Source organism: Nocardia sp. NPDC059691 (assembly GCF_042733915.1).
Classification (GTDB): domain Bacteria; phylum Actinomycetota; class Actinomycetes; order Mycobacteriales; family Mycobacteriaceae; genus Nocardia; species Nocardia sichangensis.
Genome location: NZ_JBHWFB010000022.1, coordinates 14,850 through 36,511 on the forward strand (window position 1 = coordinate 14,850; position 21,662 = coordinate 36,511).

A 21,662-nucleotide genomic window follows, 5' to 3' on the forward strand; every position below is an offset into this window, starting at 1 on the left:
AGGCACCGACATGTCCACCGAACTCATCGCTTACGCCGATATCGACACCGTGCTGGGGCACCGCGACGGACGCTTCTTCGGCGAGGGCTACAAGCGGATCGCCCACCGCATCTTCGACATCACCCTCGACCGCGACGCGCACGACCGTCCCCGGCTGACGGCGACCGCGGGGGTGCACTATCCGCTGGACTGGTCGCGCAAGAGCACCCGCGTGCTGGTCCCGCACGTGAGCAGCATCGATTGCTCGATCTTCGGCTACCGGCTGCTCGAGGTGATCCTGCGCGAGTGCTACGGGCTCACCGACAGCGAGATCCGTTCGTGCTGGGTTCCTTTCGTCCAGTTCAGCAGTGGGACCATCGCGACGGAGTCGCTGGAGGAGTTCCCGATCAGCGCGACGGTGGTCGCGGTGGAGGGCGACACGATCAGCATCACCGGGGCGCTGGGCGGCGGTATGAGCCTGGAGGCCACCGTGGCGTTGCCCGCGCCACCGCGTCCGGCCCAGGCCGCAGGGCACACCGTGCACGAGACGGGCCGGGGGTACTTCCACGGCGGGGTGTACGCCCGCGGACAGTACCTGCGCAATGTCGTCGTCTCCGACGGCGGCAGCCGGGCGCAGGCCGATTTCGCGCTCGCGGAACCGGATCCGGCCGGGCCGTGGCACGGTGTGGCCGACGCCTACCAGCCCTCGGTCACGCTGGTCGACGCGACGGTGATCCTGGCGCAGCTGTCCCAGGTCGTGCTCTACGAACTGGACAACATCGCGCGCAAGGACAGCGAGACGTTGTGGATGCGCCGGATGACCGCCCGCGCGTCCGCTCCCCCGGCACCGTTCACCTCGGGCACCGCGACCACGCACATGGCGCGATCGATGGTCCTCGCCTTCGGCGGCGGCGACTGGCGCATCTCCAGCTGGGCGTCGGACTTCGCCGGGTGCGAGATCCGATACGACCTCGCGCACCGACTGCCCGCCTAACCCGCGCAATTCCGAACGTTCAGAAAGGCACCCCCATGTCGGGAAACAATTATCGACGCATCGTGATATCCGGGACCTACTCGACCGGAAAGACCACGACCTCCACGGCGCTGTCCCTGCTGACCGGGATTCCCCGGGTGGACGCCTCGTCCGCGCGCGAAGTGGTCACCGAGCTCTATCCGGGCATGCGGTTCCAGGACCTGAGCACCACCGAACTGATGGCGCTCGGCTTCCGCAGGCTGGAGTTGCGCATCCAGGCCGAGGCGATCCTCGATGCCCAGGGCGGATTCATCGCCGACGGTTCGGTGCTCAACGAGTGGGTCTACGGCACCACGCGGCTGATCACCGGCCCGAACCCCGGGTCGACCCGGTGGCACAAGGCCGTCAAGAACACCCTCACCTTGCCCGGCCGGCCGTTCTACCGCCGCTATCTCAACGCCTACGGCGATATGGCCCGGCAGCGGGCCCGGCAGAACTACGACATCTTCTTCCACCTTCCGGTGGAGGTGCCGATGGATCCCGACGGCCACCGGCCGGTCGACGAGCGCTACCGCGCCATCTCCGATCGGCAACTGCTGCACGCGATCAGCGAGCTCGGGCAGCCGGTGGTGACGGTGCGCGGCACCCCCGAACAGCGCCTGGAATCCATCGTCTCGATGCTCGACATCCCCACCGTGATGGACATCGACGTCGCGGTGAAGGAGGCGATGGAGATCGTGCGCAGCAGCCGCGAGCGGGTTCAGGAAACGATCATCTCCCAGGCACAACCGAACACTCTCGGCCGCAAGATCAAGTTCGCCACCCGCGTTTAGGAGCACGCCATGACCGTCCTGCTGGACAAGACCAAACGCTACAACCCGATCGACTCGTGGTTCTACGACAACTTCATCTCCGATGCCGTACGGGAGATGACCCCGACCCTGTTCGACGACATCGTCGCCCAGCTCGACGACGGCGCCCAGGTGCTCGACGTCGGTTGCGGCGGTGGGCAACTCGCGGTCGGGCTGGCCACCGCCGGGACCACGTTGCGGCTGACCGGCATCGATCTGTCCCCGCAGCAGGTGCGCAGGGCACGCAAGCGCGGCGCGGCGCTGGGCAGCCGGATCCAGTTCCGGGAAGGCTCGGCGATGGATCTGCCGTTCCCCGACGCCGCCTACGACGCGGTGATCAGCTCCGGCTCGATCAAGCACTGGCCGAATCAGCGCAAGGGTCTCGCGGAGATGATCCGGGTGCTGCGGCCGGGCGGTCTGCTGCTGGTGATCGAGGCGGATCGGGGCTGCACCTTCGAGGACGCGCGGTCGTTCGTCGACCGCTGGAAGCTGCCGCAGCCGATGGCGCGCGCCTGCCTGCCGTTCTTCCGCACCTACATCGCCGGCTACGGCATCGACCTGGAGGACGGCCGCGAGCTGGTGGCCGATCTCCCGGTCACCGAGGCGACGGTGCGGCGCATCTCGGGCGAGCCCGGTATTCAGATCACCGCGCGCAAACTGGACGAGTGAACACGGCTCCCGTCGGCGAATCCTGCCCGTGATCGAGCCGGGCGGCGGCACGGCCGAGACGCCGCCCGGCTCGACCCGGTGTTCTCACGAGCGCCGGCCGCGCTGGGGCTTGCGTGCGGCTTCGTCGGCTACCTGAGCCTGCCGTTCGGCGGGCACCAAGGCGCGGATGTCCTCTCGGGAGCCGATCATCAGTTTCGCCAGGATCGAGCTCATCTGGGCGTCGACGGTCTTGAACGAGCTGCCGCGCCGGGCGGCGATGGCGGTGTTCGTCCAACCGGCCGCCGCCAGCACGGCCACTTCCTGTTCGGCCGCCGACAATTCCTCCCAGTGCGAGGGACGGCGCTGCCGGACCGGATGTTCGACAGGTAGCCGGTCCAGCGACAGCTTCCCCAAAGCCAGCTGCACCACCTCGCCCAGCTCCGGACGCAGCAGCGCACCCTCGCGCTCGGCCTCCGCGAAGGCGGACTCGCCCAGGACCGCCCGGGCGGTGCCTGCGGCGATCTCGGTCTCGATGGCGAACGGGCCGAGATTGGACATGTTCACGCCGATTCTGTCGCGCAACGTTGCGCCGCCACCGACCAGGCGCGCGATATCGCGCGCCCGCGCGGTCACCGTGCCGGAGCCGCCGCCGGTGTCGGTGTCGCGGATCGAGCGCGCCAGTGCCCAGGCGGTGATGTGGACGGCCCACACCACGCCCCACTGATCGCGCATCGCCAGCTGAGTGGTCAGCGCGGTCCGTATCACGGTGAGCGCTTGTTCCGTGTCGCCGTGTCCGGTCAGCGCGATCCCCCGCGCCAAACCGGCCCACGACGCGGCCCATCGCGCGCCGGAGCGCTCGGCGTGGTCCAGGTGCCGCCGGGAGGTCTCCAAAGCCTGCGCCGGTGTGCCGAGCAACGCCGCGGCCAGCGCTTCGAACAGTTCGCTCATCGCGGCCCCGCCGCGGTCGCCGTCGGCCAGGAACCGGTTCCGAGCGCGGGCCAGCACGGCGATCGCGCGCACATCCCGGCGCACCAGCATCAGCTCGGCGCCTCTGGCGAATTCCACCGGGGCGGGCAGCTCGATGTCGTCGAGCCGCTCGCGCCACCCCGCACGAGCCGCTGGGTCGGGCAGGCAGAGTGCGACGCATTCGTCCAGCATCCGATCGGCGTCGTGGTGCATGCCCTGGCACAGGCTGATCCACGTGATCAGCGACATCGCCGTCACCTGCAACGGCACCGGCTGCGGGTCCAGCGTCCGGCTGGCGGCCAGCGTGCGCTCGGCCCAGCGGCGCGGTTCGCGCAGCGAACCGCTGAGGAACGGGATGCGCAGCGCGATCAGCCCGGCGGCGATCTCCAGCCCCACCACGGCCTCCTCCGGCACCGCGAGGCTGCCCGCTATGGCGCACAGCAGGTTGTCCCAGGCCGCGCGCGCCCAATCCAGCAGATCCTGCTCGTCCGGCCCGAACCATCCCGCTCCGGCCGCAACGACCTTGTCGCGGTAGTAGCGGCGGTGCCTGCCTGCCAGCCGGGCCGGTTCGCCGTCGCGTTCGGCCAGTCGCTGCTGGGCGAACAAGCGGACGCTCTCCAACAGCGAGTACCGCACCGTTGTCGCGGTCAAATGCACCGTGACCAGTGATTGGTCCGCGAGCCGTTCGAGCAGGCCGTCGATCTCCGCGCGAGCCAACCCGCCCGGCTCGTCGTCGGCACAGACCGCCTCGATCGCCTCCAGCTCCGCGCCGACGTCCGACTCCGCCGGGTCCGCGTTCTCCGGGTCGACGTCGTACCCGGCCGCGAACACCGACATCCGGTCGAACAGCAGCCGCTCTTTGTCCCGGCACAGGTCGTACGACCAGGCGATGACGTCGCGGATACCTTGATGCCGTGCCTCCGCGCCGATCCGGGGACCGTGCGACCAGCGCAGCCGCCGGTCGCTCGCCTCGCCGGTGAGGTCACGCAGGATCATCCGCAGCGGCTGCCGCAACAGCCGTGCGGCGGCCAGACGGATGTAGAGCGGATGGTTGTGCACATGGCGGCAGATCTCCACCGCCAGGTCGGTCTCCTCCTCGGCGACGGTGTGCCCGGTCAGACCGGCGCGCGCACGGAACAGGGTGAGCGCCTGTTCCCGCGACAGGGCGGGCACCGGCACCAACTGCTCGTCGACCCAGCCGATCGCCTCGCGGCTGGTGGCCAGCACGGTCAGCCCCGGCGCCGCCTCCAGCAGGTCGGCGATCACCCGCCCCGCGCCGTCCAGCACGTGTTCGCAGTTGTCCATCACCAGGATCGTCTGCAGGGTGCGCCCGACCGCGTCGCGGCGGCGCAGCGTGTCCAGCACCGCCTCCCACGCCGACCGCCCGGAGAAGTCGGCGTCGATGAGCGAGCGGGCGAGGAGTTCCTCGACCGCCGCAGCGCCGGAGTCCCGGGACAGCAGCGCCAGGCGCACCCAGTGCACCGGCACGCGTCGCGCCTTGTGGAACCGCTGCGCCGCCTCGGTCGCCAGCCTGGTCTTGCCGATGCCACCCGCGCCGATCAGCGTGACCAGGCGGGTTCCGCCCAGCAGCGCCATGCCGATCTTCTCCAATTCGCGCTCACGCCCGACGAAGTCACTGGTGGCCGCGGGTGCAGACCCCAGACCCGGCGTACGTCCTTCCGACACAACAGGGCAGCGTAGTCGGGTCGCGGCGGCGGATACGCGGGTCTCTACCGATGCGCGGTGTCCACCTATACGCGGACGATTGCGCTGTCACGGCAGTCGATCGCACGACCGGAAGGACACGATGGTGGGACGGATACTGGTACTCGGGGCGGGCGAATGCGGGTTACCCCTCGCCCACCGTCTGCTGCGCGGCGGCCGGACGGTGACGCTGGTGACCGATCGGGACGCCGACGCGGTCCTCGCGGGCACCGTGACCAGCACCCAGGTCAAGTTCCCGCCCACCCTGGACCTCGAATCGGATATCGGCCTGGGCTTCTGGCGCTCGACCGCGCCGAATATCGAGGGCATCCGGTTCACCATGGCCATCGATCGCGCGGCGGTGGTCGGCTGGACCGGACGATTCACCCGCCCGGCCCAGAGCGTTGATCAGCGGACGGTGTTCGCCCGCTGGCTCGGCGAGTTCCTGGCCGAGGGCGGCGACTTGCGCATCGCCGAGCCCTCGGTACCGGAACTCGACCAGCACGCCGCCGACCACGACCTGACCGTGGTGACCCGTGCGGGTCGTGAGCTGGCCGGCTGCTTCGAAGCCGATGCGGCGTGGCCGGTAGCCGCCGCACCGATGCGGCGACTGGCGGTGCTCTATCTCGACGGCGTCCAGCCGGACCCGGAGAACCTCGGCTACTACACCACGCTGCCCGAGCACGGTGAGGTGATCTCCTATCCCGGGCTGACCGGACGACCGGGGCAGGAACGCCGCTGCGAAATCCTGCTTTTCGAGGCCCGGCCGGGCGGCGTGCTGGACGTTTTCGACCAGCACGCCACGCCCACGCAACGCTGGGCGCAAACCCGGGAACTGCTGGACGCGCACCTGCCCGCCGAACTCGCCGAGCGCTACCGGCACGCTCAGCCGACCGATGCCGGAGCGACGCTGGTGGGCGCGGTGACTCCGGTCATGCGTCGTCCGGTGGGCACCCTGCCGTCGGGCAGGCCGGTGCTGGGCGGAGGCGACGTCGTCTGCCGGATGGACCCTGGCGGCGCACAGGGCGCCAACAACGCCGTGCACTGCGCGGTCCGCTACGGTGAGGCGATCCTGCACGATCCCGACGGCCCCTACGACCGCGCGTGGATGGAGTGGGCGGCCGCGCCGTGGCTGACGGCCGTCGCGCACCCCGCCGCGCGGTGGACGGCCACGGTGCTCGATCCGCCACCCGCCCTGCGCGAGATGATGCTGGCCGCCCAGCACGACACGACGCTGGCGGACGCCTTCGCCGACACCTTCGCCCGGCCGGCGAACCTCACCCGGCTCGCGGCGACAGCGCCGTCCTGACCGACTGCCGGATTCAGGATTGCCAGGGCGGCGTTTCGGGAAAGACGACCGGCAGCGCGGTCAGAGCGCGGTGAAAAGGCCCCGGCCGCCAGGTCAATTTGTGCACCGGCACGGCGGGCCGCAGTTCCGGCAGCGCGTCCAGCAACTGGTCCACCGCGTCCTGGCCGATCAGGTAGGCCGCGCTGCGGGCCGGACAGGCGTGTGGCCCGGCGCCCCAGGCCAGATGTGATCGGTTGCCGCTGTGGTCGTGCCCGCTGATCGCCGGATCGTTGTTGCAGGCGGCGAAGCTGATGACGACCGGCTGATGCGCGGGCAGCCAGACGTCGTCGATCAGGATCGGCTGGCGCGGATAGGTGACCGAGAAATTCGCCATCGGCGGGTCGGTGAACAACACCTCGTCGAGGGCGTCTCGGGTGGACAGGCTCCCGCCGAGGACGTCGCCGCCGAACCGGTCGTCGGTGAGGATCAGCACCAGGGTGTTGATGATCAGGTTCTGCAGCGGTTCGATGCCCGCCCCGTAGAGCACGACGAGCTGGTGGATCACCTCCGCGTCGTCCAAACCGGCCGGATGCCGCAGCAGCCGCGTCGTGATGTCCTGGCCGGGCTCGGCGCGCTTGAGTTCGAGCAGCCGCAGCAGCGCGGTGACGAGCAGGCGATTGCCCTCCTCGGCGTCCACCCCGTCGAACACGGCGCGGGTCGCGGCGGCGACTTCCTGCCCGATCTCCGGCGGGCAGCCCAGCATGGCGTTGATCGCCTCGAAGGCGAGCGGAAAAGCGTACTGCGACACCAGATCGGCGCTGCCCGCCGCGCAGAAGGCGTTGATCAGCGGGACCGCGATCCGCTCCACCGTCTCGTGTAAGGCGTGCAGATCGACGGCATCGATGCTCGCGGTGTTCGCCTGGCGGTAGCGCGCGTGCTCCTCGCCCGTGCTGCGCATGGCGTTGGGGCGCCACTCCAGCACCGGCAGCACCGGGCAGTCGGTGGGGACGTTCGCCTGCCAGGCGCGCGGGTCGGCGGGAAAGTGCGCCGGATCGTGCATGATTCGCACCGCCGTGTGATAGCTCAGTACCAAGGTCGCCGACACGCCCGGCGCGAGCTCGACCGGCGCCATCGAACCGTAACGGGCGCGCATGTCGCGGTAGGCGGCATGCGGATCGGACGCGAACTCCGGGGAATACAGCGATACGCGCTCGATGTCGTGGTCGATCGGCGAACCATGGTGTACGCCGGAGTTATTCGCGGTGCGATCGAGGTCTCGGGACGTGGTCAACGCGTCACTCCCACGGTAGAAGCGTGCACGGCGAGCGCGGGCGCACTCGGCGCGGATCGTCGCGGCGTCGTCCGGTCCATACGGCGCACCACTGCGACGCATCGTCCCGACCGCGCAGCGGATCGACACACAGGATGGTCGCGTAGGTAGAACGCGGGCATCGGTAGCCGCGCATGAGCTGCGATGATGCTACTGTTCCGCTGCACCGCAACCTGATTCGAGACGGCTCGACGCACGGTCGTCCTCCCCTGGCCGACATGGTCACCGACGGACGTTCACCGGCGGCGCCGCGCGGGCACGCGAATCCCTCTAGGACGCTGGGTATTCGCTACAGAACGCAGGACCGACGGACGCGTCCGCTCCGAAACGGCGGCCCGGCCGCGCGCCCGCATCCCCGGGAGCACAAGCACTTCGACGTGCAAGTGGCTGGTGTATAACTTCCATCGGCCCGGTCGACTCCACCGACAAGCGATAGCGAGAAACGATGCACGGTTACCTGAACCAGGTGTCCCAGAGCACGACCCCCTCCGGCTATCCCACGCGCGAGCCCGAGACCCGTGCCGTCACGCCGCCGCGCACCGCGGATCTCGTAGTCAGCGCGCTGTTGTGGTTCCTGCCCGCGACGCTGGCGGCGATGTCGACGATCCTCGCGCCGTGGTTCCTGATGGCGGGCGGCATCTGCGAGTCCAAGCCGGAGTGCCGGGTCGACACCAGCGCGGGCGTCTGGATCATGGTCGGCGGCGGAATCGTGGGCTTCGCCCTGGGCGCGTTGCTGTCGGTGCTGGCCGCCCGGCAGGGACGGGCGATGTTCCCTGGCGCGTTGGTCGGTGCGGTGCTGGTCCTGCTCGCGTGGTTCGCCGCCTCGTTCCTCATGGGCTGAACCGCGCGACGGCCGCCGCGACGGACCCGTGACCGCGCGGCGCTCGGGGAGGTCAGTGCGCGTCGTAGATGCCACGACAAGGGGCCGGCGCCGTGGTGCGCGCCCGCTCGTCGGTCCAGTGCGCGAAGCGCTCCGGGGCCATGGGAACTCGCCACTGCGCCACGGACCTCGGGCCGCTCTGTTCTCGTTCCCAACTCACGAAACTGGCGCGGGTGTACTATTCGCCGGAATCACCCCACCGCGGGAGCTCGGGCACGGCCGGGCTGAGAGGGCGGACCGCGCGCGTCGCCGACCGCATGAACCTGTCCGGGTAATGCCGGCGTAGGGAGAGCGTTTCCGTCATGTCGTCGACCCGCGCGAGCGCGGCGCAAGAAGCCCCGCTCACCCTCGACCAGCCCGCGCCGAAAGTGCTCTCGTTCTGGGACCAGAGCGCGTTCTGGGCCAATCTCGGCGTCAGCCTCATCGCGTTCTCCGGCGCGTACACGGTGCTCGCGCCGAACGCCGACGGCGCCGCGCAGATCTCGATCGCGGCGGGCATCCTGGCGACCGTCCTCGGCACCCTGGTGGGCGGACTGATGCTCGGCGCCGCCGCGCTGACCGGCGCGCGTACCGGACAGCCCGCGATGGTGCTGCTGCGTGGGCTGTTCGGCGCGAAACTCAGTTATCTGCCGACCATCCTCAATATCGCGCAATTGATCGGTTGGGGCACGTTCGAGCTGATCGTCATCGGCGACGCGGCCGGGGAGTTGTTCGGCGGCGGCCCGCACTGGCTCTACGTGGTGGTCGCTGGCCTGCTCACGACCGTCCTCACGATATGGCCGCTGGGCTCGGTCCGTCTGCTGCGCAGGTTCGTGACCGCCGGTGTCGTGATCGCCCTGATCTGGTTCTACGCGCAGTTCTTCCGCGCCGGTCTGCCCGATCTGCGGGCGAACCCTGGGCCGAGCGGGAGCGGGCCGTTCGGCGTCGACTGGAACCTCTTCTGGGTCGCCACCGATGCCGCCTTGGCCGTCTCGATCTCGTGGGTTCCGGTCGCCGCCGACTACACCCGGCACTCCCGCACCGGCCGCTCGGCGTTCGGCGCGGCCAGCGGCGCGTACGCGCTCACCCAGATCATCGCCTACGTCCTCGGCCTTTTCGCGCTGGCGCTGGCAACCGGCGCAGGCGGGCCGTACGCACCGTTCCTGCAGGTGAGCCTCGGTGCGCTGTTCTTCTTCGTCTTCGTGCTGCGGGAGGCGGACCAATCGTTCGCCAATGTGTACTCCACCGCCGTGTCGATCCAGAACCTCGCGCCGCGCGTCGACCGCAGGGTGCTCTCGATCGGCCTCGGCGCCCTGATCACGGTGCTGGCCCTGCGGTTGGACATGAGCAACTATTTCGGCTTCCTCGGACTCATCGGTTCGGTGTTCGTACCGCTGCTCGGCGTGCTGGTCGCCGACTTCTTCCTGCGGGCCCACCGCGAGTGGAACACCGCTCCCGACGCGCCGGCGCGGTGGGGCATGGTGGTCGCGTGGCTGGCTGGCTTCGCGGTGTATCAACTGATCAACCCGGGTGACGCCGGCGTGTGGACCGAGTTCTGGGATCGGGTTCGGCAGGCTTTGCACTTCACCGCGCAGGCGTGGATGAGCGCATCGCTGCTGTCGTTCCTGGCGGCGCTGGCGGCGGCCTGGCTGGTCGGCAAGGTGGCGGCGAGGACCGCATCGGCGTAGCGAATGCGCCACCATGGAGACATGGGCCAGATCAGGATCGGCACGTCGGGCTGGGTCTACCCGCCCTGGCGCGGGACGTTCTACCCGCAGGGCCTGGCGCACAAGCGCGAGTTGGCCTATCTCTCGGAGCAGCTCGACAGCGTGGAGATCAACGGCTCGTTCTACGCACTGCAACGCCCGTCCAGCTACCAGAAGTGGGCGGAGCAGACTCCGGACGATTTCCTCTTCGCGGTGAAGGGCAGCCGGTTCATTACACACATGAAGCGGCTGCGCGACGGAGACGAACTGCTGGCCAACTTCCTGGCCTCCGGCCCGCTGGCGCTCGGGCCCAAGTTGGGGCCGATTCTGTGGCAGCTGCCGCCGACCTTCCGCTTCGACGCCGATGTGCTGGACGCCTTCTTGTCCGGGCTGCCGCGCAGCACCGAGCAGGCCGCCGAGATCGCACGCCGGCACGATCACCGCGTCGATCCCGCGCATACGAGCACCGACGCCGACCGGCCGTTGCGGCACGCCCTGGAGGTCCGGCACGACAGCTTCGTGACCCCGGCCTGCACCGATCTGCTCGGCCGCCACCAGGTCGCCCTCGTGGTCGCCGACGCGGCGGGCAAGTATCCGCTGCTGGAAGAAGTCACCGCCGACTTCGTCTACATCCGGTTGCACGGGCACGACGAGCTCTACGTCAGCGGATACACCGACGAGGGTTTGGACATGTGGGCGGAGAAGATCCGCTCGTGGGCCGGATCGCTGGACGTCTACACCTATTTCGACAACGACGCGAAAGTGCGGGCACCGCGCGACGCGATGGCGTTGCGGGAGCGCCTGGCGTCGCTCGTGTCGCCATGGCCTGCGGGATGACGAAGGTGACGCGGCAGGTCGCGGTGTGCGGACCCAGGGAGTGCACGCGGCAGGAAGCGGAGTGGGCGCGTGCGGTCGGCGAACTCTTGGCGCGGGCCGGGATCACCGTCTTGTGTGGCGGCGGGTCCGGGGTGATGGCCGCGGTCGCCACCGGTGCCGCCGGAGTCGGTGGACTGGTGATCGGCGTGCGTCCGGACACCGACCGCGACGCGGTGTGTCCCGGGCTGTCGGCGGTGCTGTTCACGAACATGGGTGAGGCGCGCAACGCGATCCTCGTCGAGTCGGCGGACGCGGTGATCGTCATCGGCGGTTCGTGGGGCACGCTGTCGGAGGTCGCGCTGGCCCGCAGGCGTGGTGGCATTCCGGTTGTCTCCCTGGGCGGTTGGCAGATTCGCGACGCGAATGGACGTCCGGTGGCGGCCACGGTGGGCGCGGCCGATCCGGCCGACGCGGTGCGCCGGGCGCTGGACGGGATCGATTCCGCACCGGCCGAGCCGACCTGAGGCCGATCGATCCGGGGCGGACGGCGCGGTGCACAAGGCGTCGGGAGCCGACCATGCCTCGCGCCGCATGCACCGCGGACGGTCGTTGCGCCAGGCGTGAATTCGGCTCAACCGCGCTGCGCCGAAAATCGGCGCTGCGATTGCCCTCTGTGGCCGGCGCGACACTGCCACTAGTTTTCCGGATCGCCGAATCGCCTGATGGGTGCGGTCGGACGTAGTCCGTCCTCAGCCCGCGCATGGCCGAGGCGAAGGGGAAGGTACGCCTGATCTGCGCTCTCCCAGATCTTTCCGATCACGCAATCTTGCGCATCACGCAAGTTTCGCTACCGTGGAGCCGTGGCATTTGTACTCGGCTTGCGCGAACGCAAGAAACTCGCCACCCGCGAGGCGCTCGGTTTCGCGGCGCTGCGACTGGCCGTGGAGCGGGGGCTGGACAACGTTCTCGTCGAGGACATCGCCGCGGCGGCCGGGGTGTCGCCGCGGACGTTCAACAACTACTTCGCGAGCAAGTACGAGGCCGTCTGCTCGGTGGCGGTGGACCGGGCCCGCCGGATCGCGGACGACCTGCGCGCCCGCCCGGTCGCCGAGCCGCTGTGGCCCGCGGTGATCCACGCCGTGCTGGCGGAATTCCGCGACGCCGAGCCACCCGATCCCGCCTGGACCGCGGGGGTTCGCCTGATCACCCGAGCGCCGCTGCTGCAAGGTGAGTACCGCAGATCCCAGGCGGTGATCGAGGACGCGCTGGCCGAAGCCATCGCCGAGCGCACCGGCCGCCCGATCGACGCCGATATGTTCCCGCGGATCATGGCCGGCGCTCTCGCGGCAGCGCTGTGCGTGGCCGTCGACCGATGGGTCGATGCCGATCCACCCGTTCCCGCGCTACCGATCATCCGGGAGGCGTTGCGGCAGTTGTCCCTTCTCCCAGGAGCGTTTCCGATGGATGTCCCCACCCAGCACACTCTCGCCGTCCCCGGCGCGACCCTCTACTACGAGATCCGCGGCACCGGACCGCTGTTGCTGCTGATTCCCGGCGGCAACGGTGACGCCGCATCCTTCGACGCCGTCGCCGAGCGGCTCGCCGACCGCTACACCGTGGTCGCCTACGACCGGCGCGGCTTCACTCGCAGCCCCCTCGACGGACCGCCGCACGATCGCGTGATCACCGACGGCGCGGACGCCGCCGCGCTGCTCGCGCACCTCACCGACCAGCCCGCCCACGTCCTCGGTAGCAGTTCCGGGGCGATCGTGGCGCTCGAATTGCTGCGCGCCCGGCCGGAACTGGTGCGCACGCTCGTGGCGCACGAACCACCGCTGGCCACGCTGCTGCCCGACGGCGAGAAGTGGCTGGCCTTCCTGGACAGCATCCACGAGCAGAGCAAGACCGAAGGCACCTCCGCCGCCATGGCCGCGTTCTCGGCGGGCATCGGCATGCGGCCCACGCCGCCTCCCCCGCTCGAACAGCTGCCGCCGGAAGCCGTCGCGACAGTCACCAGGATCCAGCAGAACTTGGTCTTCTGGATGGAACACGAGCTGAGACAGTATCCCCGGTACGCCCCGGATCTCGCGGCGTTGCGCGCGTCGTCGGACCGGCTGGTACTCGGCGTCGGACGCGAATCGAGAGACACCTTTCCCGGACTTCCGAACGCCGTACTCGCGAAGGAACTCGGCCTGGACCTCGTCGAGTTCGCGGGCGACCACGTCGGCTATCGCATCGCCGCCGACGAGTTCGCCGCGCAACTCGATCGCGTCCTGACCCGCGACACACCAGCCGCCGCGGACTAAGCCGACTGGCGCAGGGGATGCAGGGCGGCCAGCGCCCGCAGGGCGTCGGCGCGTGAGATGGGCTGGTCGTTCTCCAGGGCGGCCAGTTCCAGTTCGATCCAGTCGCGGATGAGCGCGGACATGGTCACGTCGCGCTGCTCGGCGGCCTTTTTGACCCGCTGGTGCAATTCCAGTGGGATGCGCAGCGACGTGGTGACGGTGACCGTGTCCTCGGCGCGCAACGGCGGGGGCAACTCGGCCGCGTCGACCGGCGCGTCACTGTATTCCAGACCGGAGAGGAAGTCCCGGAGGGCCTCCGGGTTCGTCGGATAGTCAGTCATCGGTGTGCTCCCAACGCTCGAGTTCGGCCACCTGGGCCTCGGTCATCTCGACCGCGCCCAGGATGTCCCACTGCCAGCCTTCGGTGCGGCGGACAGCGACGATGAGCGGCCGGCCCGCCTCGGTCCGGCCCCACACCGTCAGGACCGCGAGCTCGTTCCGGCCGTGCGCCTGCCGAGGCCATCGGCGGGCGCCCATGAGCACCTGCAGCACTTCACGCGGGTCGATTCCCACCAGCGACAACAGTGCCCACTCAGGCCAGTTATAACCCACGATCAGCGATAATACAAGTGTATTACAAGGAAGCTCACCGCGCTCTCGCTCGGGACAGATTCCAGCTCTGCCAGCTGTCCTCGCCCAGGTCGGAGCGCAACCTGGCACGTACGTCCGCACGCAGCGGCTCGGGCAGCCGTTCGGTCGCGGGCATGATGTCCGGCGACAGCGTCACGAGGTATTCGGTGTCCAGCGCTTTGCCCCGCTGCCAGCGATCGATGTTCTCCTCGGCGATCAGTCGCTCCGGGTCCACCACGGCCAGCGCCACTAAGGTCGCCATGGCGGTGCCGAGCACGGCACGCGGCAACCATGCCCGGCGCAGTCGCAGCACCGCGAACAGGACCAGGACGTAGACCAGGCCGAGCCACAGTTCACAGACTTCCACCAGCAGGCGCAACACCGTGAAGCCGTAGGCTCGCTGGTAGGTCCACATCCGGCCGAGCGCCGAGGCGACGATCACCAGCGCCAGCAGGCTCACCGCCGTGAGCAGACCGCGCAGCCACCACCGGTCGGCGGGCGTGTCCTGGGAAGCCCAGCGCAACACGACCACGAGCACCGCGAGGGTCAGGACGGTGACCGCCGACAGCTGCCAGAAGCCGGCGCGGGCGTACTCGGCGTAGGTCAAGCCCGACGTCTTCCGGACATGCTCGTCGCCGCCGAACAGCACGACGAACTGGGTCGCGACGAAGGCCGCGAACAGGATCGCGAGCGCACCGACCGGCAGTGCCCATTCCGAACGGCGCAGTGTTCGCCCACCCGCGCGCGCGGTGGCAGGCGGCGGCGGGCCCGCGAGCACGAACAAGGCACTGACCGCACCGAGCGCGACCACCGCGAACAGGACGATCCACCGCACCACCGAGGGGATGTCCAGGTCCGGCGTCACGGTCTCGAGCAACGCGGCGAACATCGCGTCGGCGCTGCCGAGCAGCGGAACGAAGACCGCGAGCAGCGCGACGGTCACCGCCACCGACAGCCCGAGCCGCCGGGCCCGCGGCGTGTGCGCACCGCGCACCCTGGCGGTACCGGCGTACACCCACGGCACGGCGGAGACCGCCTCCAGGCCGACCGCCAGGGTGTCGTAGAGGATGCCGTTCGCCGAGCGGCGTCCCACGACCGCCAGCGAACCGGCGACACACGCCGCGAGCACGCACAAGGCGAACAGCCAGCCCGCGGCGCGGACGGCGCCTACCGCGAGCAGGGCGAGCGCGAGCGTCGCCCACCACGCGCGTCCCGCGAACCGCGCTCTTCGCGCGTAATGCGATGTCGCCACCGATCGTTCGGCCGCTTGTTCCGCGTCCCCTGTGCTGTCTTTCGTCGTGCTCGCCACGGCCCTGCGGGCGTTCCGGTCGACGAGGACGACCGCCGTCGCCGCGATCGCGGCGGCGAGAACCCAGCCGATGCCGGGCCGGTCCCAGCGGACGAGGATCGCCGCCGCCAGACCGGAGACGAGCGCGGCAGGCACCACGCCGGGAGGACAGACCACACGCCGCCACTTGGGTGGCCGCTGCCACGCGGTCGGGCCGCCCGGGGAGGGCTGGGCGGATCCGCCGGCCGGTGTACCCGCAGCGGCGATGCCTGCCGCCCGCATGTCCGATCCGGCGACCGGTGGATCGACCATCGCAGTGCCGGAACTGATTGCGGCAGAGATGGATTCGGTGCTCGACGCAGCAGAGGCCTCGGGTTCGGCCGTCGAGGCGGATTCGGGTTCGGGAGGCATGGTTCGTCCCTTCGATAGGCGTGCGGAATCACCCCGGAACCGTTCTGGTGGTCCGGGTCGGATGAGTGGCAGGTCAGCGCCCGGGCAGAACGACCCGGATACGGGAGCCCGGCTCGGCGACCGCGATGGTGCCGCCGTGCAGGTCGACCACCCAGCGGGCGATGGCGAGGCCGAGCCCGGTGCCGCCGCCCGTGGTCCGGCCGCCCCTGGTGAACCGGTCGAATACCCGGGCGCGTTCGGCGTGCGGGACGCCGGGGCCGTCGTCGTCGACGTCGATGACGGCCTCGCCTTGCGAGACCCGCACGGCCACGCGGACTTCCCCGCCCGCAGGCCCGTGGCGAGCGGCGTTGTCGAGCAAGTTGAGCAGCACTTGGTGCAGACGCGCACGGTCGGCGTACACGCGGGCGGCGCCGGGCAGCACGTCGGTGCGGAATCGCACGCCGCGCCCGAGCGCGGCGGTCATGACCTCCGCTTCGGCGACGACGTCGGCCAGCAGCGGCGCGATCGGCAACTCCTCGCGGTCGAGCGGGAAGGCGCCCGCTTCGATGCTGGAGAGATCGAGCAATTCGGACACCAGCAGGGTGAGCCGTTCGGTTTGGGCCAGTGCGGTGCGCAGGGTCGCCGGGTCGGGTTGGGAGACGCCGTCGACGAGGTTCTCCAGTACCGCCTGCAAAGCGGTGATGGGCGTGCGCAATTCGTGCGAGACGTTGGCGATCAGGTCGCGGCGTTGCCGGTCGGCCGCCGCGAGGTCGGCCGCCATCTGGTTGAACGCCTCGGCCAGTTGCCCGACTTCGTCCCGGGAACTCGCCCGCACCCGCAGGGTGTAGTCGCCGTGGGCCATCCGTTTCGCCGCCGCGGTCATCTCGCGCAGCGGCCTGGTGATGCCGTGGGCGAGGAATTGCGAAGTGAGCAGCGCGATCACCACCGCGGTGAGCGTGGTGCGCGGGGGCAGCCATCCGATCTTGAACCGGAAGAATCCGAACGCGACCCCGCCGGAGCACAGCATGAGGATGGCGAGCTTCAGCTTGATCGACTTCACCGGGTCCAGCGGCCGGGGCAACAGCTCGGCGATCCGATCGCTCACTCGGCGCGCCCACCGCCGTTCGCCGTATTCCGCTCCCCCGCCGCGTATTTCGCGTTTCACGTCCGGTGCGCTCTCGGGTTCGGTACTCATCGGGCATCCAGGGCGTACCCGACGCCGCGCACGGTGCGGATCAGGTCGGCGCCGAGTTTGCGACGCAACGCCTTGATGTGGCTGTCGACCGCGCGGGTGCCCGCCGCGTCGGACCAGTCCCAGACGTCTTCGAGCAGCCGCTCGCGCGCGAGCACCGCGCGCGGGCGGCGGGCCAGCCGGGCCAGCAGATCGAATTCCAATGGTGTGAGCAGGGCCTCGACGTCCCCGCGCCAGACCCGGCGCTGGTCGACGTCGATTCGCAGATCACCGACCAGGATCGTCGCGCCGTCGCGGTCGGCGGCCCGGTCCAGCCGGCGCAGCAGCGCGTGCACCCGGGCCGCGAGCACGCGCAGTGAGAAAGGTTTCGTGAGGTAGTCGTCCGCGCCGACACCCAACCCGACGAGCTGGTCGGTTTCCTCGGCGCGCGCGGTGAGCATGAGTACGGGCACCGGGCGGCGCGCCTGAATACGGCGGCACACCTCCAATCCGTCGAACCCCGGCAGCATGACGTCGAGCACCACGAGGTCCGGTCCGACGGCCTCGGCGGCGGCGACGGCCGAGGGACCGTCGTGCGCCAAGTCGACGGTGTACCCCTCCGCCCGCAGGCGAGCCGCGACGGATTCGGCGATGGTCATCTCGTCGTCCACCACCAGGATCCGCCGTGCGGACTGCGCCGGTGCGCTGTGTTCCATGCACCGAACCCTAGCCACCGGCTGTGGAGAGATCCGGGCTCGATTGTGGAGATTTCGTGTGCATCCGCGCGGGCGCGCCCGCGTTCAGGGCCGGGGCCACGGACGCTTGTCGATGCGTTCGATGTCGGTGTTGAACCGCTTCAGGAATTCGGCGAACGCGGCGATGTCCTGCGCCGTCCAGTTCGCCAGGACGTTTTCGAGAGCGCGGACGTTGTAGGCGCGTTCGGCGTCGAGCTGGCGCCCGCCCTCGGCGGTGATCCGGAATTTGCGCGCCATGCCGCCGTCCGGATCCGGAATACGTTCGATCAGACCGGCTCCGCGCATGGCGGTGGTCTGCCGGTGCAGCGTCGAAGTGTCCAGGCCGAAGGCATCGCTGAGTTCTCCCACGGACATCGGACCCTGCACCCGCAGCCTGCTCAGCACCGTGTAGGCGCTGCGGTCGAGGTGGCCACGGCCCCGGCGGGCCTTGGCACTGAGGCTGTGCCGCCCCAGCAGCATGGTCTCGAACTCCACCGAAGATACGGGCTTGTCCACACAACGCTCCTGCCGATATTCGCCAGCTACGGGCCCATCTCCGCACCTATACCACACTCCCGCGGCCCGACCAGCACATTTGCATAGTACAACTCTTGTGCATCATGCAATTCATATGTATCGTGCACAAGAATCGAAAAGAGAGGAAGACCCGCGTGACAGCACCATCGGCAGCTCGGTCCGAGGGCATCGTCGGCGTACTCGCGGCGGCAGGCATCGTCGCCGCACTGATGCAGACCCTGGTGGTGCCGTTGATCGGGGACCTGCCCCGCATCCTGGACACCACACCGTCCAACGCGTCCTGGGTGATCACGGCGACGCTGCTCGCCGGCGCGGTGGCCACCCCGATCACCGGACGCCTCGGCGATCTCTACGGCAAGCGCCGCATGCTGCTGGCGTGCACGGTTCCGCTCATCGCCGGATCGCTGGTTTGCGCGCTGGCGAGTTCGGTGGTGCCGATGATCGCCGGTCGCGGCCTGCAGGGCATCGGCATGGGTGTCGTCCCGCTCGGCATCAGCGCGTTGCGGGACGTCCTGCCCGCCGAACGACTCGGCACGTCCATCGCGGTGATGAGCGCGTCGATGGGAATCGGTGGCGCGCTGGGTCTTCCGCTGGCCGCGGCGGTGGCCGAGAACGCCAGCTGGCGCGTGTTGTTCTGGGGCTCGGCGGTGCTGAGCGCTGGTGTCGCCACGCTGATCTGGCTGCTGGTGCCCGCCATCCCGGCACGCGGCGGCGGCGGTTTCGACGTTCCCGGCGCACTCGGTCTCGGCACGGCGCTGGTGTGCCTGTTGCTCGCGGTGTCCAAGGGCGCCGATTGGGGCTGGACGAGCGGAACCATCCTCGGCCTGTTCGCGGTCGCGGTCCTGGTCCTCGCGGTGTGGGGCTGGTGGGAACTGCGTACCGCGGACCCGCTGGTCGACCTGCGCGTGACCGCGCGCACGCAGGTCCTGCTGACCAACGCGGCCTCGATCGTGGTCGGGTTCGCCATGTACGCGCAGTCTTTGATCATCCCGCAGCTGCTGCAACTGCCGGTGGTCACCGGGTACGGCCTCGGGCAGTCCATGCTGGCGATGGGATTGTGGATGGCCCCCGCCGGCCTGGTGATGATGGCGGTTTCCCCGCTCGGTGCCCGGCTGTCGGCCGCGCGCGGGCCCAAGGTGACGCTCGCCGTCGGCAGCTTGGTGATCGCCCTCGGATACGGTTCGTCGGTCGTGCTGATGGGGTCGACCTGGGGGCTACTCGTCGTGACCTGCGTGTGCAGCGGTGGCGTCGGCCTCGCCTACGGCTCGATGCCCGCGCTCATCATGGGCGCGGTCCCGCTGTCGGAAACCGCGTCGGCCAACAGCTTCAACACCTTGATGCGCTCGATCGGCACCACGGTGTCGGCCGCGGTCGTCGGCGTCGTCCTCGCGCAGATGAGCACCCGCCTCGGTGGGCACACCATCCCCACCGAGGCCGGCTTCCGCACCGGATTGCTGATCGCTTGCGGCGTCGCGGTGCTGGCGGCGCTGATCGCGCTGGCCATTCCGGTTCGCAAGTCTGCCGCGACGCTGCCGGAGGCCGACCTCGAGCCCGCGGCCGCGCGCGCCTGAGCGCCGCGGCCCGCGCGGGGGTCAGGCGAACAGGCGGGCGACGAACGGAATGCTGTCGGACAGCGAAGCGGCCATCGTGGCGCTGTGATCCTTGCCCGGATACACGTGGACCTCGGGCCGGACGCCGTGCGATTCCAGATCGGTGACCAGCTTCGCGGTCAGGGGAGCAGGGACGTCGGTGTCGTTGGTGCCCTGTCCGATGAACAGCGGCCGGTCGTAGCCCGTGAGCGGAACGTCCATGACGGAGCGGGCGGTGGCGACGAAATCGCCGTCCGCCAGCGGGCGCGAGAACAACCGGTTGACCGAGATCCCTTGCGCCCGCTCGGCCAGCGGCTGGAAGCACAGCGATTCCGCGGCGGTGGCCAATTGCTTGCCGACCGGGCTGAGGTAACTGTCGAGATCGAAGCCCGGTCGCGCCGCCCGCAGTCCGTTCATGACATACGCGATATAGGCGGTGAGGTGCGAATTGTCGATCGGAGGGGCGTCGGGCCCGAGGAACGAGGCGGCCTCGACGACATTGGAGGCGGGGCCGGTGGCGACCGCGCCGCGATAGTCCAGTTCAGGGGCGTACGCCGTGGCCAGCGAGGCGGTGAACACCGCGGCTCCGCCACCCTGTGACTGCCCGATGGCCACCCATTTCGACGACAGCGAATCCTCGACGGCGCGGGCCGCGCGCACCATGTCGATTCCGGCGTGCGCCTCGGCGCGTCCGTCCAGATACGCGTGCGGCCCCGGGGTGCCCAGACCGATGTAGTCGGTCGCGACGACGGCGTAGCCCTGGCGCAACCAGGTCGCCAGGTAATCCAGGTCGCGCTTGCTACGGCCCGCGGTCGACGGCGCGCATTCGTCGGCGAGGCCGACCGTCCCGTGCTCCCAGGACAGCACCGGCCAGCCACCGCTCGGCGGCGTCCCCGCCGGAACGAAGACCGCACCACCGGCCAGCGCCGGCCGGTCATCGGAGGTCCTGGTCCAATACGTCAGGCGGCGGGCCGCGCCCGCGCCCTCGATCCAAAGCTGTTCGGGCAGCGCCTCGTCGCTGGCGACCGCGCCCGGAGCCGCGCCCGGCCCCGTGGGGTCGGCCACGGCCGCCCCCACCGGCGGACCCGCGAAAAGCAATGCGGCCGCGGCCACGGTGATTCCTGCACGTCGCACCGACATGGCGCCACCTCTCGGTTCTCAATTTGGTGTCTCGTCGAGACACTGTAGCCCGATTTTCGGCTAATGTGTCACTTTGAGACACCAATGGGGACGACATCGCCGAGAGAGAATGCGGGGCATGACGGGTGTGAACGGTCCACGCGACCGCGAGAAGGCGCGGGTGCGGCGGGAATTGGTCGACGCGGCGCTGCGGCTGTTCGAGCTGCATGGGTTCGAGCAGACCACCGTGCAGCAGATCGCCGACACGGTACAGGTCTCCCGGCGGACCTTCCACCGTCATTTTCCGTCGAAGCTCGCGGTGGTGTTCAGCCACGAGGAAGACCTCATGGCCCAGTTGCTCGCTGCCGTCGACCGACGCCCGGCGAGCGAATCGGTGCTGACCGCGGTGCGCGCGGCGCTGCGCGACTTCTTGCTCGACGAGCGGGACGCACCGTCGCGGGACCGCCAGGCGGAGACCGCGCGCCGAGCCAGGCAGCTGCTGGTCGGCAATCCGGAATTGCGCCGGGAGAACTTCATCGGGGCGCTGGGACGCCAGCGCGCGATGGCGCTGAACTTCGCCGCCCGCGCCGGGCTTCCCGCCGATGACCTGCGACCGCAGCTCACCGCCGCGGCCTGTTTCGCGGCCTTCGGTGTCGGCCTCGATCACTGGATGATGGGAGCGGACCACTCGATCCCGGCCTTGCACCGGGTCCTCGATCGCGCGATCGCGTCGCTCCAGCAGGGCATCGACATCCAGGGCGCCGGCTGAACGCGCGCCGGATCGGCACAGCCCGCGCCG

At 69.9% G+C, this 21,662-nt stretch carries 20 protein-coding genes and 1 riboswitch; of the genes, 11 read left to right on the forward strand and 9 right to left on the reverse strand.

The annotated features are described in order from the left end of the window. Positions 1 to 10: 10 nt before the first annotated feature. The 3 genes from ACFV2O_RS34420 (at position 11) to ACFV2O_RS34430 (ending at position 2,472) form a co-directional block, all read left to right on the forward strand. On the forward strand, positions 11 to 973 hold the full coding sequence (locus ACFV2O_RS34420; RefSeq protein ID WP_379255845.1) for an AvrD family protein: 963 nt from the start codon (positions 11 to 13) through the stop codon (positions 971 to 973). Positions 974 to 1,035: 62 nt separating this feature from the next. Then, a complete protein-coding gene (locus tag ACFV2O_RS34425) occupies positions 1,036 to 1,785 on the forward strand; it encodes an ATP-binding protein (RefSeq protein ID WP_355081177.1) in 750 nt (249 codons plus the stop codon). A gap of 9 nt (positions 1,786 to 1,794) precedes the next feature. Beyond that, positions 1,795 to 2,472: a class I SAM-dependent methyltransferase gene (locus tag ACFV2O_RS34430; RefSeq protein ID WP_355081175.1), complete on the forward strand. Its 678-nt coding sequence runs from the start codon at positions 1,795 to 1,797 to the stop codon at positions 2,470 to 2,472. An 84-nt stretch (positions 2,473 to 2,556) separates the two neighbouring features. Here the strand turns inward: ACFV2O_RS34430 and ACFV2O_RS34435 are convergent, their stop codons facing one another. Continuing rightward, positions 2,557 to 5,103, reverse strand: a complete 2,547-nt coding sequence (locus ACFV2O_RS34435; protein ID WP_379255847.1) for an ATP-binding protein — start codon at positions 5,101 to 5,103, stop codon at positions 2,557 to 2,559. 124 nt (positions 5,104 to 5,227) lie between these two features. Between ACFV2O_RS34435 and ACFV2O_RS34440 the strand changes: the two genes are divergently transcribed. Further along, entirely contained in the window at positions 5,228 to 6,430 is a 1,203-nt protein-coding gene (locus tag ACFV2O_RS34440) for a styrene monooxygenase/indole monooxygenase family protein (protein WP_379255849.1), read from the forward strand. Positions 6,431 to 6,443: 13 nt separating this feature from the next. On the opposite strand, the gene ACFV2O_RS34445 is transcribed toward ACFV2O_RS34440, so the two are convergent. After that, positions 6,444 to 7,700, reverse strand: a complete 1,257-nt coding sequence (locus ACFV2O_RS34445; RefSeq protein ID WP_379255851.1) for a cytochrome P450 — start codon at positions 7,698 to 7,700, stop codon at positions 6,444 to 6,446. 484 nt (positions 7,701 to 8,184) lie between these two features. Here ACFV2O_RS34445 and ACFV2O_RS34450 point away from each other — a divergent pair, with 484 nt between their 5' ends. The 5 genes from ACFV2O_RS34450 (at position 8,185) to ACFV2O_RS34470 (ending at position 13,426) form a co-directional block, all read left to right on the forward strand. After that, positions 8,185 to 8,580 (forward strand): hypothetical protein, encoded by a 396-nt coding sequence (locus tag ACFV2O_RS34450; RefSeq protein WP_355079285.1) that lies wholly within the window; start codon positions 8,185 to 8,187, stop codon positions 8,578 to 8,580. A 230-nt stretch (positions 8,581 to 8,810) separates the two neighbouring features. Further along, positions 8,811 to 8,925: riboswitch (TPP riboswitch) on the forward strand. Next, positions 8,922 to 10,286 carry a purine-cytosine permease family protein gene (locus ACFV2O_RS34455; protein WP_379255852.1) on the forward strand — a complete coding sequence of 455 codons (1,365 nt, stop codon included), beginning with the start codon at positions 8,922 to 8,924 and terminating at the stop codon, positions 10,284 to 10,286. (Overlaps the previous riboswitch by 4 nt.) 21 nt (positions 10,287 to 10,307) lie before the next feature. After that, a complete protein-coding gene (locus ACFV2O_RS34460; protein WP_379255854.1) occupies positions 10,308 to 11,141 on the forward strand; it encodes a DUF72 domain-containing protein in 834 nt (277 codons plus the stop codon). Beyond that, on the forward strand, positions 11,138 to 11,644 hold the full coding sequence (locus ACFV2O_RS34465; RefSeq protein WP_379255855.1) for an LOG family protein: 507 nt from the start codon (positions 11,138 to 11,140) through the stop codon (positions 11,642 to 11,644). The genes ACFV2O_RS34460 and ACFV2O_RS34465 overlap by 4 nt, the downstream gene beginning before the upstream one ends. A gap of 336 nt (positions 11,645 to 11,980) precedes the next feature. Continuing rightward, entirely contained in the window at positions 11,981 to 13,426 is a 1,446-nt protein-coding gene (locus tag ACFV2O_RS34470; RefSeq protein ID WP_379255857.1) for an alpha/beta fold hydrolase, read from the forward strand. Here the strand turns inward: ACFV2O_RS34470 and ACFV2O_RS34475 are convergent. The 6 genes from ACFV2O_RS34475 to ACFV2O_RS34500 form a co-directional block, all read right to left on the reverse strand. Beyond that, positions 13,423 to 13,746, reverse strand: a complete 324-nt coding sequence (locus ACFV2O_RS34475) for a hypothetical protein (RefSeq protein ID WP_379255859.1) — start codon at positions 13,744 to 13,746, stop codon at positions 13,423 to 13,425. The two genes, ACFV2O_RS34470 and ACFV2O_RS34475, sit on opposite strands and share 4 nt — an antisense overlap. After that, positions 13,739 to 14,017, reverse strand: a complete 279-nt coding sequence (locus ACFV2O_RS34480) for a hypothetical protein (protein WP_355079297.1) — start codon at positions 14,015 to 14,017, stop codon at positions 13,739 to 13,741. The genes ACFV2O_RS34475 and ACFV2O_RS34480 overlap by 8 nt, the downstream gene beginning before the upstream one ends. A gap of 34 nt (positions 14,018 to 14,051) precedes the next feature. Continuing rightward, positions 14,052 to 15,635: a DUF4153 domain-containing protein gene (locus ACFV2O_RS34485; protein WP_379255861.1), complete on the reverse strand. Its 1,584-nt coding sequence runs from the start codon at positions 15,633 to 15,635 to the stop codon at positions 14,052 to 14,054. Positions 15,636 to 15,807: 172 nt separating this feature from the next. Then, entirely contained in the window at positions 15,808 to 16,908 is a 1,101-nt protein-coding gene (locus ACFV2O_RS34490; RefSeq protein ID WP_379255862.1) for an ATP-binding protein, read from the reverse strand. Further along, the gene (locus ACFV2O_RS34495; protein ID WP_379255863.1) at positions 16,905 to 17,600 is read right to left on the reverse strand and encodes a response regulator; all 696 of its coding nucleotides are present in this window, start codon (positions 17,598 to 17,600) and stop codon (positions 16,905 to 16,907) included. The genes ACFV2O_RS34490 and ACFV2O_RS34495 overlap by 4 nt, the downstream gene beginning before the upstream one ends. Before the next feature lie 84 nt (positions 17,601 to 17,684). Next, on the reverse strand, positions 17,685 to 18,134 hold the full coding sequence (locus tag ACFV2O_RS34500) for a MarR family winged helix-turn-helix transcriptional regulator (RefSeq protein ID WP_356968407.1): 450 nt from the start codon (positions 18,132 to 18,134) through the stop codon (positions 17,685 to 17,687). A gap of 155 nt (positions 18,135 to 18,289) precedes the next feature. Between ACFV2O_RS34500 and ACFV2O_RS34505 the strand changes: the two genes are divergently transcribed. Continuing rightward, positions 18,290 to 19,726 carry an MFS transporter gene (locus tag ACFV2O_RS34505; RefSeq protein ID WP_379255865.1) on the forward strand — a complete coding sequence of 479 codons (1,437 nt, stop codon included), beginning with the start codon at positions 18,290 to 18,292 and terminating at the stop codon, positions 19,724 to 19,726. 21 nt (positions 19,727 to 19,747) lie between these two features. Here the strand turns inward: ACFV2O_RS34505 and ACFV2O_RS34510 are convergent, their stop codons facing one another. After that, the gene (locus ACFV2O_RS34510; protein ID WP_379255866.1) at positions 19,748 to 20,884 is read right to left on the reverse strand and encodes a lipase family protein; all 1,137 of its coding nucleotides are present in this window, start codon (positions 20,882 to 20,884) and stop codon (positions 19,748 to 19,750) included. Between the two features lie 118 nt (positions 20,885 to 21,002). On the opposite strand from ACFV2O_RS34510, the gene ACFV2O_RS34515 reads away from it, so the two are divergent. After that, positions 21,003 to 21,632, forward strand: a complete 630-nt coding sequence (locus ACFV2O_RS34515) for a TetR/AcrR family transcriptional regulator (protein WP_379255868.1) — start codon at positions 21,003 to 21,005, stop codon at positions 21,630 to 21,632. Positions 21,633 to 21,662: the final 30 nt, after the last annotated feature.

Bases quoted from the DNA above. Each gene is read 5' to 3' on its own strand.
- ACFV2O_RS34420 (WP_379255845.1), top strand. From the start codon at position 11: ATGTCCACCGAACTCATCGCTTACGCCGATATCGACACCGTGCTGGGG.
- ACFV2O_RS34430 (WP_355081175.1), top strand. From the start codon at position 1,795: ATGACCGTCCTGCTGGACAAGACCAAACGCTACAACCCGATCGACTCG.
- ACFV2O_RS34450 (WP_355079285.1), top strand. From the start codon at position 8,185: ATGCACGGTTACCTGAACCAGGTGTCCCAGAGCACGACCCCCTCCGGC.
- ACFV2O_RS34455 (WP_379255852.1), top strand. From the start codon at position 8,922: ATGTCGTCGACCCGCGCGAGCGCGGCGCAAGAAGCCCCGCTCACCCTC.
- ACFV2O_RS34460 (WP_379255854.1), top strand. From the start codon at position 10,308: ATGGGCCAGATCAGGATCGGCACGTCGGGCTGGGTCTACCCGCCCTGG.
- ACFV2O_RS34465 (WP_379255855.1), top strand. From the start codon at position 11,138: ATGACGAAGGTGACGCGGCAGGTCGCGGTGTGCGGACCCAGGGAGTGC.
- ACFV2O_RS34475 (WP_379255859.1), bottom strand. From the start codon at position 13,746: ATGACTGACTATCCGACGAACCCGGAGGCCCTCCGGGACTTCCTCTCC.
- ACFV2O_RS34485 (WP_379255861.1), bottom strand. From the start codon at position 15,635: ATGGTCGATCCACCGGTCGCCGGATCGGACATGCGGGCGGCAGGCATC.
- ACFV2O_RS34490 (WP_379255862.1), bottom strand. From the start codon at position 16,908: ATGAGTACCGAACCCGAGAGCGCACCGGACGTGAAACGCGAAATACGC.
- ACFV2O_RS34495 (WP_379255863.1), bottom strand. From the start codon at position 17,600: ATGGAACACAGCGCACCGGCGCAGTCCGCACGGCGGATCCTGGTGGTG.
- ACFV2O_RS34510 (WP_379255866.1), bottom strand. From the start codon at position 20,884: ATGTCGGTGCGACGTGCAGGAATCACCGTGGCCGCGGCCGCATTGCTT.
- ACFV2O_RS34515 (WP_379255868.1), top strand. From the start codon at position 21,003: ATGACGGGTGTGAACGGTCCACGCGACCGCGAGAAGGCGCGGGTGCGG.